This window comes from Paraburkholderia aromaticivorans (genome assembly GCF_002278075.1).
In the GTDB taxonomy this organism is placed as follows: domain Bacteria; phylum Pseudomonadota; class Gammaproteobacteria; order Burkholderiales; family Burkholderiaceae; genus Paraburkholderia; species Paraburkholderia aromaticivorans.
In genome coordinates, this window is record NZ_CP022989.1 from 1,391,388 (window position 1) to 1,406,947 (window position 15,560).

At 63.0% G+C, this 15,560-nt stretch carries 15 protein-coding genes; 9 read left to right on the forward strand and 6 right to left on the reverse strand.

Going from position 1 to position 15,560, the window contains the following annotated elements:
- Positions 1 to 47: 47 nt before the first annotated feature.
- Positions 48 to 401, forward strand: a complete 354-nt coding sequence (locus tag CJU94_RS06265; RefSeq protein ID WP_095420238.1) for a phage holin family protein — start codon at positions 48 to 50, stop codon at positions 399 to 401.
- An 11-nt stretch (positions 402 to 412) separates the two neighbouring features.
- A complete protein-coding gene (gene metF / locus CJU94_RS06270) occupies positions 413 to 1,243 on the forward strand; it encodes a methylenetetrahydrofolate reductase [NAD(P)H] (RefSeq protein WP_095417981.1) in 831 nt (276 codons plus the stop codon).
- 8 nt (positions 1,244 to 1,251) lie between these two features.
- Here the strand turns inward: metF and CJU94_RS40765 are convergent, their stop codons facing one another.
- The gene (locus tag CJU94_RS40765) at positions 1,252 to 1,563 is read right to left on the reverse strand and encodes a hypothetical protein (protein WP_157763722.1); all 312 of its coding nucleotides are present in this window, start codon (positions 1,561 to 1,563) and stop codon (positions 1,252 to 1,254) included.
- On the opposite strand from CJU94_RS40765, the gene CJU94_RS06275 reads away from it, so the two are divergent.
- From CJU94_RS06275 to CJU94_RS06305, 7 genes are all read left to right on the forward strand, one after another.
- Complete coding sequence (locus CJU94_RS06275; RefSeq protein WP_095417982.1) at positions 1,550 to 3,193, forward strand: ABC transporter substrate-binding protein; 1,644 nt, start codon at positions 1,550 to 1,552, stop codon at positions 3,191 to 3,193. The genes CJU94_RS40765 and CJU94_RS06275 overlap by 14 nt on opposite strands.
- A 241-nt stretch (positions 3,194 to 3,434) precedes the next feature.
- On the forward strand, positions 3,435 to 5,063 hold the full coding sequence (locus CJU94_RS06280) for an ABC transporter substrate-binding protein (protein WP_095417983.1): 1,629 nt from the start codon (positions 3,435 to 3,437) through the stop codon (positions 5,061 to 5,063).
- A 139-nt stretch (positions 5,064 to 5,202) separates the two neighbouring features.
- Complete coding sequence (locus tag CJU94_RS06285) at positions 5,203 to 6,213, forward strand: ABC transporter permease subunit (RefSeq protein WP_095417984.1); 1,011 nt, start codon at positions 5,203 to 5,205, stop codon at positions 6,211 to 6,213.
- Positions 6,214 to 6,384: 171 nt separating this feature from the next.
- Positions 6,385 to 7,302 carry an ABC transporter permease subunit gene (locus tag CJU94_RS06290; RefSeq protein WP_095420239.1) on the forward strand — a complete coding sequence of 306 codons (918 nt, stop codon included), beginning with the start codon at positions 6,385 to 6,387 and terminating at the stop codon, positions 7,300 to 7,302.
- Positions 7,302 to 8,306, forward strand: a complete 1,005-nt coding sequence (locus CJU94_RS06295; protein ID WP_095417985.1) for an ABC transporter ATP-binding protein — start codon at positions 7,302 to 7,304, stop codon at positions 8,304 to 8,306. Before CJU94_RS06290 ends, CJU94_RS06295 begins: the two co-directional genes overlap by 1 nt.
- Positions 8,303 to 9,322 carry a peptide ABC transporter ATP-binding protein gene (locus CJU94_RS06300; protein WP_095417986.1) on the forward strand — a complete coding sequence of 340 codons (1,020 nt, stop codon included), beginning with the start codon at positions 8,303 to 8,305 and terminating at the stop codon, positions 9,320 to 9,322. Before CJU94_RS06295 ends, CJU94_RS06300 begins: the two co-directional genes overlap by 4 nt.
- The gene (locus tag CJU94_RS06305; RefSeq protein WP_095417987.1) at positions 9,315 to 10,466 is read left to right on the forward strand and encodes a TraB/GumN family protein; all 1,152 of its coding nucleotides are present in this window, start codon (positions 9,315 to 9,317) and stop codon (positions 10,464 to 10,466) included. Before CJU94_RS06300 ends, CJU94_RS06305 begins: the two co-directional genes overlap by 8 nt.
- Before the next feature lie 116 nt (positions 10,467 to 10,582).
- Here CJU94_RS06305 and CJU94_RS41720 read toward each other — a convergent pair whose 3' ends face one another.
- The 5 genes from CJU94_RS41720 to pxpA form a co-directional block, all read right to left on the reverse strand.
- Complete coding sequence (locus tag CJU94_RS41720; protein ID WP_244220925.1) at positions 10,583 to 10,771, reverse strand: type II toxin-antitoxin system PemK/MazF family toxin; 189 nt, start codon at positions 10,769 to 10,771, stop codon at positions 10,583 to 10,585.
- Between the two features lie 47 nt (positions 10,772 to 10,818).
- Positions 10,819 to 12,624 carry a tetratricopeptide repeat protein gene (locus tag CJU94_RS06315; protein ID WP_095420240.1) on the reverse strand — a complete coding sequence of 602 codons (1,806 nt, stop codon included), beginning with the start codon at positions 12,622 to 12,624 and terminating at the stop codon, positions 10,819 to 10,821.
- Between the two features lie 215 nt (positions 12,625 to 12,839).
- Positions 12,840 to 13,796 (reverse strand): DUF979 domain-containing protein, encoded by a 957-nt coding sequence (locus CJU94_RS06320; RefSeq protein ID WP_095417988.1) that lies wholly within the window; start codon positions 13,794 to 13,796, stop codon positions 12,840 to 12,842.
- Positions 13,793 to 14,542, reverse strand: coding sequence for a DUF969 domain-containing protein (locus CJU94_RS06325; RefSeq protein WP_095417989.1), 750 nt, complete (start codon positions 14,540 to 14,542; stop codon positions 13,793 to 13,795). The genes CJU94_RS06320 and CJU94_RS06325 overlap by 4 nt, the downstream gene beginning before the upstream one ends.
- Positions 14,543 to 14,789: 247 nt before the next feature.
- Positions 14,790 to 15,542: a 5-oxoprolinase subunit PxpA gene (pxpA, locus tag CJU94_RS06330; protein WP_095417990.1), complete on the reverse strand. Its 753-nt coding sequence runs from the start codon at positions 15,540 to 15,542 to the stop codon at positions 14,790 to 14,792.
- Between the last annotated feature and the right edge of the window lie 18 nt (positions 15,543 to 15,560).

The following is a 15,560-nucleotide window of genomic DNA, read 5'->3' on the forward strand; positions in this document are numbered from 1 at the left end:
TTGCGCGCTTTTTCCCGTTCCCGGACATCCTGCCAAAGGAGCTCTACATGACCCTGCTGCTGACCTGGCTGATCAACGCGCTTGCGCTCCTGATCATCACCTACCTCGTTCCGTCGATTCATATCCGCAGTTTCGGCACCGCATTGATCGTCGCGGTGGTGCTCGGGTTGATCAACACGGTTCTGCGGCCGGTGTTGATCCTGCTGACGCTGCCCGTGACGATTCTCACGCTCGGCCTCTTCATTCTGGTGGTGAACGCGCTGTGTTTCTGGTTGTGCGCGTCGCTCCTGAAGGGCTTCGAAGTGTCGGGTTTCTGGTCGGCGTTCTTCGGCTCGATTCTGTACAGCATCGTTTCGTGGCTGCTGTCCGCGCTTATTTTTGGCAACCGCAGTCTCGGTTGACCCACTGAATCATGAACCCGATCGAACTTTCATTCGAATTCTTCCCGCCGAAAACGCAGGAAGGCGTCGACAAGCTGCGCGCCACGCGTGTGCAGCTTGCCACGCTCAAGCCCAAGTTCGTGTCCGTTACGTTCGGCGCCGGTGGCTCGACGCAACAGGGCACGCTCGATACCGTCGTCGATATGGCGAAGGAAGGGCTCGAAGCGGCGCCGCACGTGTCGTGCATCGGCTCGTCCAAGGAGAGCCTGCGCGCGATCCTCAACGAGTACCGCGCGCATGGCATTCGCCATATCGTCGCGCTGCGCGGCGATCTGCCGTCAGGCATGGGCGAAGTGGGCGAACTGCGCTACGCGTCGGAGCTGGTGAGCTTCATCCGCGCCGAATTCGGCGACTGGTTCTGGATCGAGGTGGCCGGCTATCCGGAATACCACCCGCAATCGCGCTCGCCGCGTCAGGATCTGGAAAACTTTGCCCGCAAAGTGAAGGCCGGCGCCAATTCGGCGATCACGCAGTACTTTTTCAACGCTGACGCCTACTTCCGTTTCGTCGACGACGCGAGAAAACTCGGCGTGGACGTGCCGATCGTGCCGGGCATCATGCCGATCACGAACTTTTCGCAGCTGATGCGTTTCTCGGAGATGTGCGGTGCTGAAGTGCCGCGCTGGATCGCGCGCCGGCTGGAGAGCTTCGGCGACGACCGCGAGTCGATCCGCGCGTTCGGGCTGGATGTGGTGACGGACCTGTGCGGGCGTCTTATCGATGCCAAAGTGCCGGGCCTGCACTTCTACACGCTCAATGGCGCCGCGGCCACCAAGGCGATCTGCGAGCGGCTGAAAACGTAACAGCCAGATCACGTTGCAGAAACGAAACCGCGCGACTGATTCAACCTCAGCCGCGCGGTTTTTTTTCGCGCCGTGAATGGCGGCGCGGCTTTCATGCGAACGCCACGCCAGAACACCACGCAAACGCCAGGCGAACGAAAGCGGAATGACGAATCCGGCGCACGCATAACGCCTGCAACGGCTGCTGCATCGCAACAAACATGCTGCCCCGCGCGAAGCTTGCGGCGCGTAAGCCCGCATTGAACCCGATTTTTGTGCTGTCTATGATCGAAGCGCAGCTGACGTGGCTGCTGTGCGGAGAACGTGATGACGGTATCCAAGTTGCTGTTTGCTGTTCGCCAAACCTGTCTTCCAGCGCTGAGCGCCTGTGCAGTGCTGAGCGCGGGCCTCGCGCCCGCCGCCACCGAAGCGGCCACGCTGCCCGACAAGACCCTTGTGTTCTGCTCCGAAGGCAGTCCGGCGGGCTTCGACAGCGCGCAATACACCACCAGCGTCGAATTCAGCGCGGGGTCGTACACGGTGTACAACCGCCTGATCGAGTTCGCGCACGGCAGCACGGATATCGAACCGAGTCTGGCTGAAAAGTGGGATGTGTCGCCGGACGGACTGACGTATACGTTTCATTTGCGCCACGGCGTGAAATTCCAGACCACCTCGTTTTTCAAGCCGACGCGCGAATTCAACGCGGACGACGTGGTCTTCACCTATCAGCGGATGCTGGATCCGGAGCAGCCGTTCCGCAAGGCGTATTCGGTGCCGTTCCCGTATTTCACCGATCTCGGCCTCGCCAAGAATATCGCGAAGGTCGAAAAAATCGATCCGTACACGGTCAAGTTCACGCTGAAGGAAGTGGATGCACCGTTTTTACAACAGATCGCAATGCCGTTCGCATCGATCCTGTCGGCTGAATATGGCGACCAGTTATTGAAAGCGGGCAAAGCGTCGGATATCAATCAATATCCGGTCGGCACCGGTCCGTTCATTTTCCGCAGCTATACGAAAGACGATACGATTCGCTTCGACGGTAATCCCGATTACTGGAAGCCGGGTATCGTCAAAGTCAGCAAGCTGATATTCGCGATTACCGTCGATCCGGCCGTGCGTCTGCAAAAACTCAAACGCGGCGAATGCCAGGTGATGGCGTATCCGCGTCCCGCCGATATTCCGGCGGTGAAAGCCGACGCTTCACTTGCCATGCCGAACCAGGTGGGTTTCAACCTCGGCTATATCGCCTACAACACGACCAAAAAACCACTCGACAATGTGTTGGTGCGCCGTGCGCTCGATATGTCGATCAATAAGAAAGCGATTATCGAGTCGGTGTATCAGGGCGCGGGCCAGGCGGCGACCAACCCCATGCCGCCGACCCAGTGGGGCTACGACAAGAATCTCAAGGACGCCCCGTTCGACACGGAAAAAGCCAAAGCGCTGTTGAAACAGGCGGGTTATCCGGACGGCTTCGACCTGACGCTGTGGGCCATGCCGGTTCAACGGCCGTATAACCCGAACGCCCGCCTGATGGCGGAAATGCTGCAATCCGATTGGGCGAAGATCGGCGTCAAGGTGAAGATCGCCACTTACGAATGGGGCGAATATATTCGCCGCGGCCATGCCGGCGAACATGAAGCGATGCTGATCGGCTGGACCGGTGATTATGGCGACCCTGATAACTGGCTCGGCGTATTGCTGGGTTGCGACGCGGTCAACGGCAGTAACTTCTCCAAATGGTGCTACAAACCTTACGACGATTTGATCAAGAAAGGCCGCGGCACCACCGACCTGCCGGAGCGCACCAAGGCTTATATGGAAGCTCAGGAGATATTCAAGGAACAGGTTCCCTTTACGCCGATCGCCCACTCCACGGTCTATCAGCCGATCAGCAAGAATGTCACGGGTTTCAAGATCGACCCGTTCGGCCCGACGCAATTCATGAATGTCGGCCTGAAATAACGCCGGCGGGCCGCTTTTTGCCGCAGCCACCCTCTGCGGCCGCACGTTCCCGGCATCGCCCGGGGTGCGGCCGCGTTTGATGCACGATGGTTTTCGATCGTCCGCGCTGCGTGGGATCGGAGTAAGCGCTAAAGCGCTAACTCCGATCGACACAGGGAATTTCCTCCGCTTGTTGCTGCGAGCCAAGCTCAAGTAATATCGCGCTACGCCGGCGGGAGCCGGCCACGATCCTGGAGGAAACATGAAGCAAAACAATCTGTTGCGCGCCGCGCGTGTTACGACGCTCGTCGCAGCTGCAGCGGCATCGATGGTGGGCGCAAGTGTCGCGCGCGCCGAGATTCCGAATAAAACCCTGGTTTACTGCTCAGAAGGCAGTCCTGCGGGTTTCGATCCGGCCCAATACACCACGGGCACCGATTTCACGGCTAATACGTTCACCGTCTACAACCGTCTCGTCGAATTCGAACGCGGCGGCACCAAGGTGGAACCGGGCCTCGCCGAAAAGTGGGAAGTGTCGGCGGACGGCAAGACCTACACGTTCCACCTGCGTCATGGCGTGAAGTTCCAGACCACGTCGTTCTTCAAGCCGACGCGCGAATTCAATGCGGATGACGTCGTGTTCACGTTCCAGCGCATGCTGGATCCGAACTCGGCATTTCATAAGGCTTACCCGGTCCAGTTCCCGTACTTCACGGACATGGGCCTCGACAAGCTGATCACCAGTGTCGAAAAGGTCGATCCGTACACGGTCAAGTTCACGCTGAAGGAAGTCAACGCGCCGTTCATCCAGAATCTGGCGATGGAATACGCGTCGATCCTCTCGGGTGAATATGGCGACCAGCTGCTGAAAGCCGGCAAGGCCGCCGACATCAACCAGTTCCCGGTCGGCACGGGTCCGTTCATTTTCCGCAGCTACACGAAAGACGCGACGATCCGCTTCGACGGCAATCCGGACTACTGGAAGCCGAACACGGTGAAGATCTCCAAGCTGATCTTCTCGATCACGCCGGACGCCGGCGTGCGCGTGCAGAAGATCAAGCGCGACGAATGCCAGGTGATGAGCTATCCGCGTCCGGCCGACATCGCGCCGCTGAAGGCTGAAGCGAACATCGCGATGCCGTCGCAACCGGGCTTCAACCTCGGCTACCTCGCGTACAACGTGTCGCACAAGCCGGTCGACAAGGTCGAAGTGCGTCAGGCGCTCGACATGGCGATCAACAAGAAGGCGATCATCGAGTCGGTGTACCAGGGCGCGGGCCAGGCAGCCACGAACCCGATGCCGCCGACGCAATGGTCGTACGACAAGAACCTGAAGAGCGCGTCCTACGATGCGGACAAGGCCAAGGCCTTGCTGGCGAAGGCCGGCTACCCGAACGGCTTCGACATCACCCTCTGGGCGATGCCGGTGCAGCGCGCGTACAACCCGAACGCCCGCCTGATGGCGGAAATGATCCAGGCCGACTGGGCCAAAATCGGCGTGAAGGCGAAGATCGTCACTTATGAGTGGGGCGAGTACATCAAGCGCGCTCACGCCGGTGAGGACGACACGATGCTGATCGGCTGGACCGGCGACAACGGCGACCCGGACAACTGGCTCGGCACGTTGCTGGGTTGCGAAGCGGTGAACGGCAACAACTTCTCGAAGTGGTGCTACAAGCCGTTCGACGACCTGATCCAGAAGGGCCGCGTCACCTCCGATCAAGGCGCGCGCACGACGGCTTACACGCAGGCGCAGCAGATCTTCGCGCAGCAACTGCCGTTCTCGCCGATCGCTCACTCCACGGTGTACCAGCCTGTCAGCAAGAAGGTCGTGGACATGCGCATCGAACCGCTCGGTTACGCGCGCTTCGACGGCGTCAGCATCAAGTAATTCGTAAACCGAGTCGTAAAATTCACGCAGTACGCTTTTCGCACGGTTAGAAAACTGGTCGAAATGGTCCGGCGACCGGGGTCACAAGCCCTCGTCGCCGGTTGCGTTTTTTCTTCATCAAGACCATAGGGACAAAACCATGTTCCGCTTTGTTTTGCGCCGCATCGGCATGGTGATTCCGACCTTCATCGGCATCACGATCCTCGCGTTCGCGCTGATTCACCTGATACCGGGCGACCCCATCGAAGTGATGATGGGCGAGCGCGGCGTCGATCCCGCCATGCACGCCGCAGCGATGCACCGGCTCGGGCTCGACGAATCCCTGCCGATGCAGTACGTCCACTACGTCGGACGCGCGCTGCACGGCAACCTCGGCACCTCGATCATTACCAACACCAGCGTGATGGGCGAATTCCTCGCACGCTTTCCCGCTACCGTCGAACTGTCGATCTGCGCGATGCTGTTCGCCTTGATCGTGGGCTTGCCGGCGGGCGTGTTCGCGGCTTTGAGGCGCGGCACGGTGGTCGATCACGGTGTGATGGGCACGGCCCTGACCGGCTACTCGATGCCGATCTTCTGGTGGGGCTTGATCCTCATCATGGTGTTTTCCGTGAAGCTCGGCTGGACGCCGGTGTCCGGCCGTATCGCGGTCGAATACGACATTCCGCACGTGACCGGCTTCATGCTGATCGACGCCATGATGTCCACCGACGAAGGCGCGTTCAAATCCGCGCTGAGCCATCTGATCCTGCCGGCCATCGTGCTCGGCACGATTCCGCTGGCCGTCGTCGCACGCATGACGCGTTCGTCGATGCTCGAAGTGCTGCGCGAGGACTACATCCGCACCGCGCGCGCGAAAGGCTTGTCGCCGGGACGCGTGATCGTCGTGCATGCATTGCGCAATGCGCTGATTCCGGTCGTGACCGTGATCGGTCTGCAGGTCGGCACGCTGCTCGCGGGCGCGGTGCTGACCGAGACGCTGTTTTCTTGGCCGGGCATCGGCAAGTGGCTAATCGACGCGATCGGCCGGCGCGACTATCCGGTGGTGCAGGGCGGTATCCTGATGATCGCCACGCTGGTGATCGTCGTGAACCTCGTCGTCGATCTGTTGTACGGCGTGCTCAACCCACGCATCCGCCATACGAGGTAAGAATATGAACCCCCACGCTCACTTGCGTTCGCAGCCCCCCGAGGGGGCGCATGCCTCCCTTGAGGCGGCTCCGCGGGAGGCAAATATCATGAACCCCCACGCTCACTTGCGTTCGCAGCCCCCCGAGGGGGCGCATGCCTCCCTTGAGGCGGCTCCGCGGGAGGCATGACCATGGCAGACATTCAAAACACCGTCCCCCAGTCGGTTACTCCCCCGAGTGGCCGTGCTATCGCCGCCCGTGAATTCTGGGCGAATTTCTCGCGTAACCGTGGCGCGGTCGGCGCCGGCATCGTCGTGCTGGCGCTGATCTTCGTCGCGATCTTCGCGCCGTTGATCGCGCCGCACAGCCCGATCGAGCAATACCGCGACTTCGTGAAGATTCCGCCCGCATGGCTCGACGGCGGCAACTGGAAGTTCATTCTCGGCACCGACGAAGCGGGCCGCGACATCCTCTCGCGTCTGATGTACGGCGCGCGGCTGTCGTTCTGGATCGGCTTCGTCTCGGTGGTGCTCGCGCTGATTCCGGGCGTCGTGCTCGGGCTGATCGCGGCATTCTTCGAGAAATGGGCCGACACGCCGATCATGCGCATCATGGACGTGCTGCTCGCGTTGCCGTCGCTGCTGCTCGCCGTTGCGGTGGTCGCGATCATCGGCCCGGGTCTCGTCAACACGATGCTCGCCATCGCGATCGTCGCGTTGCCCGGCTACGTGCGTTTGACGCGCGCGTCGGCGCAAGGCGAGTTGCAGAAGGAATACGTGACGGCTTCGCGCGTGGCGGGCGCCGGCACCTTGCGCCTGATGTTCTCGCAAGTGTTGCCGAACTGCACCGCGCCGCTGATCGTGCAGGCCACGTTGGGCTTTTCGTCGGCGATTCTCGACGCCGCGGCACTCGGCTTTCTCGGCCTCGGCGTGCAACCGCCTTCGGCGGAGTGGGGCGCGATGCTGGCCTCGGCGCGTGACTACATCGACAGTGCCTGGTGGATCGTTACGATGCCGGGTCTGTCCATCCTGATCTCGGTGCTCGCCATCAATCTGCTCGGCGACGGGCTGCGTGACGCACTCGACCCGAAACTGAAAAGGATGGCGTAATGACTAGCTTATTGACCATCCGCAATCTGTCGGTGGACTTCAACGGACTGCCCGCCGTCGACCGGATCAACCTCGAGGTCGCGCCGGGCGAAGTGGTCGGCGTGGTCGGCGAATCGGGCTCGGGCAAGAGCGTGACGATGATGGCGCTGATGGGCCTGATCGACGCACCCGGCAAAGTGACGGCCGACGAAATCACCTTCAACGGCAAGAATCTGCTGAAGGCATCGGCGAAGGAACGCCGCAAGATCATCGGCAAAGATATCGCGATGGTGTTCCAGGACGCGCTCACCAGTCTGAACCCGAGCTACACGGTCGGCTATCAGATCAAGGAAGTGCTGAAGCTGCACGAAGGCCTGCGCGGCAGCGCGTTGGACAAACGCGCGCTGGAACTGCTCGACCAGGTCGGCATTCCGGATGCAAAAAGCCGTATCAGTTCGTTCCCGCATCAGATGTCGGGCGGCATGAACCAGCGCGTGATGATCGCCATGGCGATCGCCTGCAATCCGAAGCTGCTGATCGCCGACGAGCCGACCACCGCGCTCGACGTGACGATCCAGGCGCAGATCATGGAACTGCTGATCAAGCTGCAAAAGGAGCGCGGCATGGCGCTCGTGCTGATCTCGCACGATCTGGCGGTGGTGTCCGAGGTCGCGCAACGCGTCGCGGTCATGTACGCTGGCGAAGTGATCGAGACCAACCGCGTACCGGACATCTTCGCCGCGCCGCATCATCCCTACACGGAAGCGTTGCTGGCGGCGATTCCCGAGCATAATGTCGGCGCCGTGCGGCTCGCGGCGCTGCCGGGCATGGTGCCGGGACGCGACGACCGGCCGAAGGGCTGTCTCTTCGCACCGCGCTGCAAGTACGTGGTCGACGACTGCATGAAGGCGCGGCCCGCACTGGCGCCGATGCAGGGTCACGCTGAAGTGGCGCGCGTACGCTGCATCAAACCCCTGAACCTGAGCGGCGACGCCAACGTTCACACCCATGGAGGCGCACGATGAACGCAGTACTCGAAACACGGCGCCAGTCGAACCATGCGGGCGATCACGTGCTGGTCGCGGAGCAGCTGGCGCGTTACTACACGGTCAAGCGCGGCCTGTTCGCGTCCGGCACGGTGAAGGCGCTCAACGGTGTCTCGTTCGCGCTCGAACGCGGCAAGACCCTGGCGGTGGTCGGCGAATCCGGCTGCGGCAAATCGACGCTCGCGCGTCAATTGACCATGATCGAAGCGCCCAGCGCGGGCCGCTTGCTGATCGACGGTGAAGACGTGGCCGGCGCCGATCATGCGAAGGTCGCGGCGCTGCGGCGGCGCGTGCAGATGGTGTTCCAGAATCCGTTTGCGTCGCTGAATCCGCGCAAGACCGTCGAGCAGACGCTCGGCGAGCCGCTGGCGATCAACACGCAGCTGAGCGCGACCGAGCGCGCCGAACGGATCGCGCAGATGATGCGCACCGTCGGCCTGCGTCCGGAACATGCGAAGCGCTATCCGCATATGTTCTCCGGCGGCCAGCGGCAGCGTGTGGCGATTGCGCGCGCGATGATTCTCGATCCGCAGATCGTGGTCGCCGACGAACCCGTGTCGGCGCTCGACGTGTCGATCCAGGCGCAGATTCTGAACCTGTTCATGGATCTGCAGGAGCAGTTCAAGACCAGCTACGTGTTCATTTCGCATAACCTCTCGGTGGTGGAGCATATCGCCGACGATGTGATGGTGATGTACTTCGGCGGCGTGGCGGAGCTCGGCGACAAGAAGCGGATTTTCTCGAAGCCGCGTCATCCGTACACGCGCGCGTTGATGTCGGCCACGCCGTCCATCTTCGAGGCGGATCGCGCGATCAAGATCAAGCTGCAAGGTGAAATGCCGTCGCCGCTGAATCCACCGTCGGGCTGCACGTTTCATCAACGCTGCCCGTACGTGATCGACCGCTGCCGCAGTGAAGAACCGAAGCTGCGTGAAGTGGATGGCCGCCAGGTGTCGTGTCACCGCGCCGAGGAGGTGGGGGACGTGGATGCCTGATGGGTTGGCGGCGCGTCGTCTTACGCGCCGCTTGCGTGATGGCGACCTTGGTGCCGCATTCGCGCGGCGCTGGAGGGCGCGTGCACTGACCGGTGCCGCGCTCCTCGGCGTTTGTTCCGTTTTTCATCCGGGCACGGCAGCCATCGGCGTCACGCATGCGGCCGGGGCGGCCGCCAATGCGCCCGCGCAGGCAGGGCGTCCAGCGCTGCCAGTGCCCAACCTGCCGGCGCCGCCACGCGCCAGCCTGCCGGGTTTCAATCCGCCGCCCGCCTCGCCGGGCACCACGGCGAGCGGCCCGGTACGAGCGCAGCCGGCGCGCATGCCGTTCTACGTCGCCACACGCGGCACGACCACTATCTACGTGCTGGGTACGCTGCATGTCGGCGATCCGGCCGACTACCCCGCCAATCAGCCCTTTCGCGCACCGATCCTCGGCGCACTGGCTGCCTCGCCGACACTGGCGCTCGAACTCTCACCCGACGAACTGCTTGTCTCGCAAGACGATGTGTCGAAGTACGGCGTCTGCCGGCGCGACTGTCTGCCGGGTCTGCTGCCCGAGCCTTTGTGGCACAAGCTGGCGCTCCGCCTGCGCGGCAACCCGGCAGCACTGGACGCCATCAAGAAAACGCGGCCCTGGCTCGCTTCGTTGCTGGTCGAAACCTACGATTCCCTGAGCGCGGGCCTGCAGACCGAGTACGGCTCGGAAGCGCAGTTGCAGAACGTGTATATCCGCACGCGCGGCAAGATCGTCGGTCTCGAGACCTTGCCGCAGCAGATGCGCGCGTTCACGGGGCTGTCGCTCGCGCAGCAGCGCGAGATGCTGGCGCAGGACCTCGTGCAGACGCCGGCGGAAAACGTCGAGGATGTGCGGACGCTACATCGTCTGTGGCGCGTGGGCGATGCGGATGCGATCGCCGCCTGGCAAGCCGCGAAATCCGAAAAGCTGGCGCGCGACAAACGTGTCTCCGATTCGATCGACAACAAGATCGTCTATGACCGCAACCGGCGCTTCGTTTCGCGGATGCTGTTGATCGCCGCGCCGAACAAACCAGTGTTCGTGGCGATCGGCGCGCTGCATCTGGGTGGCCGCAAAGGCGTGCTGGAGCTTTTACGGCAGCGCGGGTTCGTGGTGGAGGCGGGGTGAGGCGGCGCTGGATGTTGCTACGGCGCGGGGTCGATGGCGCTGCTGACCCGCGCGACGATTTCGTTAGCGGTGACCTTGTCGAGCGTTTCGATGTAGCGGGCCGAACCGCCGCTCACTCATGCGTCGATGTCGAAGGTGCGAAGCTGGTTGCGGACTGCGACGCCGCTCGTGTCGTGCCCTGAGACCGGAACCGCAAGACCGACGTTGCGGGTGAAACTTTCGCTGCTCGTGATGGGCACGGTCGTACACACGCGCAGCGCGTTGATCTCGCTCGGCGTGACGACGAAACGGTTTTCGTGACTCATCTGGCTGTGCGCAGGCACGCCAAAACCTGTCCAATGTCGCGATTTACTCACTGAGCGTCCTTCTTCAAAGCTTGTGTCACTTCTCCGACCACCGGCGCCCAATCCCCCAACACCGCTTGGCGGAACAACCTCATCCCCGGATACCACGGCGAGTCGCTGCGCGTTTCCAGCCAGCGCCAGTCGGAGTTGGCGGGCAGCAGTAACCACACGGGTTTGCCCAAGGCGCCGGCCAGATGCGCGACGGCGGTGTCCACCGCGATCACCAGATCGAGATTCATGATCAGCGCGGCCGTGTCTTCGAAGCTGTCCAACTCGGCGGTGAAATCATGGGCACGGAAAGCCGGCGGGGCGTCGGCCAATTGCGCATGCGCCGGGCCTTTTTGCAACGCGTACCAAGTGACATTCTCCAGCTCGCTGAGCGTGCTCAGTTCGGCCAGCGTCATCGACCGATAGCGGTCGTTGCCGAACGTGGGACTGCCGGCCCAAACGAGGCCCACCTTGCGCTTCGATCCGTTGGCCGCGCCGAGCCGTTTGCGCCATGCCTCGAGCTTCGTTTCCTCGGCGAACAGATAGGGCACGTCCGCAGGAAGACTTGCGAGATCCGTGCCGAGACAGGACGGCACGCTCATCATCGGCACCCAGAAATCGTACTCGCCGCCGGGCTTGCCGCTGACCGCGCGATGCACGCCCGCTATGCGCTCGACCAGAGGCAGCAGCGGCTCGCGGACGCAGAGGTCGACGGTCGCGCCGCGCTGGGCCAGCACGCTCGCAAAGCGCAGGAACTGGAAGTGGTCGCCGAAACCCTGTTCGCCGACCAGCAGCAGGCGACGCCCTGCGAGCGGCTCGCCACGCCATTCGGCCACGCCCGGCACCGCGATCGCGTCATAGTCGCTCTTGCGCCAGCGCAGCGCGAATTCGGCCCAGCCTTGCGTGTAGTCGCCGCGCTTGAGCAACAGCCATGCGAGATTCTGATGCGCGTCCGCGTAATGCGGATCGAGCGCGAGCGCCTGGCGATAGAAACCTTCCTCTTCGTCGAGGCGGCCTTGCGCACCGAGTGATCCGCCCAGACACACGAGGTGAGTCGGAATCGGTTTGAGCGCGACTGCGCGCCGGTAGTGCGCTTCAGCGCCCGCATAGTCGCCGAGCTTGCCGATCAGGCTGCCCAGATTGACGTGCGCTTGCGCATAATCCGCCCGCAGCGCCAGCGCTTGCTCGAAGCTGGCGATCGCCGCGCCGTGGTCGCCTTTCGCCTGGTACGCATTTCCCGCGCTGAAGTGCGCGTCCGCCGATGCCGGATCGAGCGACAGGACGTGCCGGTAGCACGCGAGCGCTTCGTCGAAACGGGCGAGCTTGGTTAGCGCCGTGCCTAGGTTCAGATGCGCGTCGAGCAGCGCGGGGTTCGATGCCAGCGCCAGCCGGTAATGTTCGACCGCTTCCAGGAAGGCGCCCTGCGCTTGCAGCGCGGCGCCGAAGTTGTTGTGCGCGTCGGCGAAATCAGGCTTGAGTTGCAGCGCCTGGTCGTAGCAGATCATTGCTTCGTCGAGATGACCGAGCGCGGCCGCTACGAGTCCGCGGTTGCTCCAGCAGGCGGCATCGTGGCGGTCGAGTTTGAGCGCGCGGCTCATCAGGCCGGCGGCGGTATCGTGATTGCCGCGCTGATAGTGCAGCACGCCGAAGTAGTGCAGTGCTCCGGTATGCGCGGCATCGAGCGTGAGCGCTTCGCGGTAAAACGATTCAGCGGTGTCGAGCTGGCCGGCCTGGTGCGCTTCGAGCGCGGCGTCGATCAATGCGGTGAGGTAAGCGGTTTGCGGCGGTGCGGCATGCGCGCGCTCAGGCTGGGAGTGATGTTCCATGGAAACCTGCAGGAGAGCGTCGGCGGCGCGCGCTGCGCGTACCGGCGCGTGTGGATGGGAGACCATCCAGCATCGTAGGGTCGCCCTCCATTTCCCGACGATCGGACGCTTCCTAATTCGGTCGCATCCATGTCGTGCAGTGTGTCCATTTCACCGACGTATCGCAGAAAAATCCTGCGTTACGTCAGCGTTCATCGATTGTCGAAGACAGAGTCCTACAAGAACATCAGGAAATTCAGAAGGAAGATGTTCACGATCAGCAAGGTCAGCGCGGTCGGAATCTGCACCTTGATCACCGCGTTCTTGTCGGGCAGTTCCAGCAGAGCGGCCGGCACCATGTTGAAGTTCGCGGCCATCGGCGTCATCAGCGTGCCGCAGTAGCCCGAGAACATGCCGATCGCGACCATTACCGCCGGATTGCCGTGGAACACGCCCACCAGAATCGGCACACCGACGCCGCCCGTCATCACCGGGAATGCGGCGAAGCCGTTGCCCATCACCATGGTGAAGAGCGCCATGCCGATGCAGTACACGGCCACCGCAATGAAGCGGTAGTCGAGGCTGATGTAAGCCGTGGTCACGTGCGCGACCGCCTTGCCGACGCCGGCATCCGAGAACACGAGGCCGAGCATGCCGAGCATCTGCGGCAGCACCGCCGCCCACGACAACGCGTCGACCAGCCGGCGTGCTTCCTTCATCGACTGGCCGACGGTGTCGCGCGTCAGCACGCAGGCAATCGCGAGCGCGATCACGCAGCCGATGCCAAAACCGATCAGCGTGACATTGGCCTTCTCGATCAGCGGCAAGCCGCCGAACACCAGGTGGCTTGCCGAGAGCGTGATGATCACGGTGACGACCGGAATCGTCAGCGCGGGGACGAACAGCTTGTTGCGCAGACGCGCGGCGCTAGCCTTGCGCGCTTCGATCGACAGCACTTTCGGCCTCGCCGCGGTCACGCCGCCGAAGCCGGCAATCAGCGCCATGACGATGACGAGCACACCGACCACGGCGGGCGGCAGCTTGTCGCCGATCAGGAAGATCAGCGCGTAGAGAATCCAGAAACCGCCGGCGGTGAAACGGCGCGGGTGATCCTTGTCCGTGACGATCATGCCGCCGATGACGAGCAGCACCACGCCCAGCAGCCAGAACAGATAGGTGATCGTGAGCGTCATGCTTTGTCTCCCGCGGCGGATTGCGTCGACGATCCGGCGGCGCCGCTCGCTATGGCATTGCCGCGCAGTTCGCGCTCGAGTTTGCGATCGAGCAGATACAGGCGGAAGCCGTGAATGATGAATGCGCAGATAGCGGTGGGAATGCCCCACACGGCCACATGAATCGGTTCGACGACGATCCCGGCTTCCTTCAGGAAGGTGGTCATCAGCACGATCGCGCCGAACGCGACGAAGATGTCTTCGCCGAAGAAGAGCCCCACGTTGTCGGTCGCGGCGGAGAACGCGCGCAATTTGAAGCGCACGGCGTCGCTGATCTTGCCGAAGCGGGTTTCGGTCGCGCCTTCGGCCATCGGCGCGATCAGCGGACGCACCATTTGCGGATGGCCGCCGAGTCCGGTCAGGCCGACCGCCGCGGTCAGTTCGCGCACCAGCAGATAGACGATCAGAAGACGCCCGGCGGTCGCGGCCTTGATGCCACCGATCCACGCTTGCGCGCGTTCACGCAGTCCGTGCCGTTCGAGCAGACCGATCACGGCCAGCGGCAGCAGAATGATCAACGGGATATTGCGGGTCTTGATAAAACCGGTGCCGATCTCGGCAAGAATCTTTTCAGGCGGGAAGTGCGCGGCGAGGCCCGTGATAATCGCGGCGACCGCCACGATCAGCATGGGATTGAACCGCAATAAAAAGCCGACGATGATGACGGCCACGCCAATGAGCGGCCATAGACTGACTGTTGTCTGCATCTGGATCTCCAAACAGGGTTTCAACCTTGCCGCTTGTGACGGCTAACGTGGGCCGGCGTCCGGTGGTCCGGGCGCCGTCTTGTTGCGACGGCTCTGGACGGCCGCCTCTGCTTCGAACTACACCTGCACCTGCTGACTGCGGGTACTGCAATGCGTCCTGCACCTGGCAAACGCCCCGCTTGAAGCGGGGCGTGGGAAGGTGGACAAGGTTTGAATCGCGCTGTCCGGCTCGTGGTTCGGCCGACGCTCAGGCGCGGGCGGCGACCGCCGGATGGACTTCGATGCCGGCGTCGCGCAGCGCGCCGCGGATGCGCCGCGCGAACGCCAGCGCATGCGGACCGTCGCCGTGCAGGCAGATGGTCTGCGCGTTCAGCGGCACCCATTGGCCGTCCACGGCCTGCACGCGTTGCTCGCGAATCATCGTGAGCGTGCGCGCCAGCACTTCTTCTTCGTCGTCGAGCAGCGCGCCCGGTTCTTTGCGCGGCACCAGCGAACCGTCCGCGCGATAGCCGCGATCGGCGAAGACTTCTTCGACCGCGGTGAGACCCGCGTTGCGCGCGGCCGTCACGAGTCCGCTGTTGGCGAGCGCGAACACCGCCACCGACGGGTCGAAATCGTGCACCGCCGAAACGATCGCGTCGGCGATCCTCGCGTCGCGCGCGGCCTGGTTGTACAGCGCGCCGTGCGGCTTGACGTGCGCGATGCGCCCGCCCTCGGCCTGGGCGATCGCCGAGAGCGCGCCGAGCTGGTACAGCACGCCCGCGTAGATGTCGTTGGCCGGTAGATCCATTTCCTTGCGGCCGAAATTCTCCGGATCGTTAAAGCTCGGATGCGCGCCGATCGACACGCCTTTTTGCACCGCCCAGCGCACGCAGTCGTGCATCGCATTGGCGCCGCCCGCGTGCCAGCCGCACGCAATATTCGCCGAGCTGACGAGGTCGAGCAGCGCTTCGTCGGAGCCGCTGCCTTCGCCGAGGTCGGCGTTCAAATCGATTTCCATGGAATTCCCCTACTCAGT

Coding starts and splice junctions, on each gene's coding strand:
- CJU94_RS06265 (WP_095420238.1), top strand. CDS start 48: ATGACCCTGCTGCTGACCTGGCTGATCAACGCGCTTGCGCTCCTGATC.
- metF (WP_095417981.1), top strand. CDS start 413: ATGAACCCGATCGAACTTTCATTCGAATTCTTCCCGCCGAAAACGCAG.
- CJU94_RS06275 (WP_095417982.1), top strand. CDS start 1,550: ATGACGGTATCCAAGTTGCTGTTTGCTGTTCGCCAAACCTGTCTTCCA.
- CJU94_RS06280 (WP_095417983.1), top strand. CDS start 3,435: ATGAAGCAAAACAATCTGTTGCGCGCCGCGCGTGTTACGACGCTCGTC.
- CJU94_RS06285 (WP_095417984.1), top strand. CDS start 5,203: ATGTTCCGCTTTGTTTTGCGCCGCATCGGCATGGTGATTCCGACCTTC.
- CJU94_RS06290 (WP_095420239.1), top strand. CDS start 6,385: ATGGCAGACATTCAAAACACCGTCCCCCAGTCGGTTACTCCCCCGAGT.
- CJU94_RS06295 (WP_095417985.1), top strand. CDS start 7,302: ATGACTAGCTTATTGACCATCCGCAATCTGTCGGTGGACTTCAACGGA.
- CJU94_RS06300 (WP_095417986.1), top strand. CDS start 8,303: ATGAACGCAGTACTCGAAACACGGCGCCAGTCGAACCATGCGGGCGAT.
- CJU94_RS06305 (WP_095417987.1), top strand. CDS start 9,315: ATGCCTGATGGGTTGGCGGCGCGTCGTCTTACGCGCCGCTTGCGTGAT.
- CJU94_RS41720 (WP_244220925.1), bottom strand. CDS start 10,771: ATGAGTCACGAAAACCGTTTCGTCGTCACGCCGAGCGAGATCAACGCG.
- CJU94_RS06315 (WP_095420240.1), bottom strand. CDS start 12,624: ATGGAACATCACTCCCAGCCTGAGCGCGCGCATGCCGCACCGCCGCAA.
- CJU94_RS06320 (WP_095417988.1), bottom strand. CDS start 13,796: ATGACGCTCACGATCACCTATCTGTTCTGGCTGCTGGGCGTGGTGCTG.
- CJU94_RS06325 (WP_095417989.1), bottom strand. CDS start 14,542: ATGCAGACAACAGTCAGTCTATGGCCGCTCATTGGCGTGGCCGTCATC.
- pxpA (WP_095417990.1), bottom strand. CDS start 15,542: ATGGAAATCGATTTGAACGCCGACCTCGGCGAAGGCAGCGGCTCCGAC.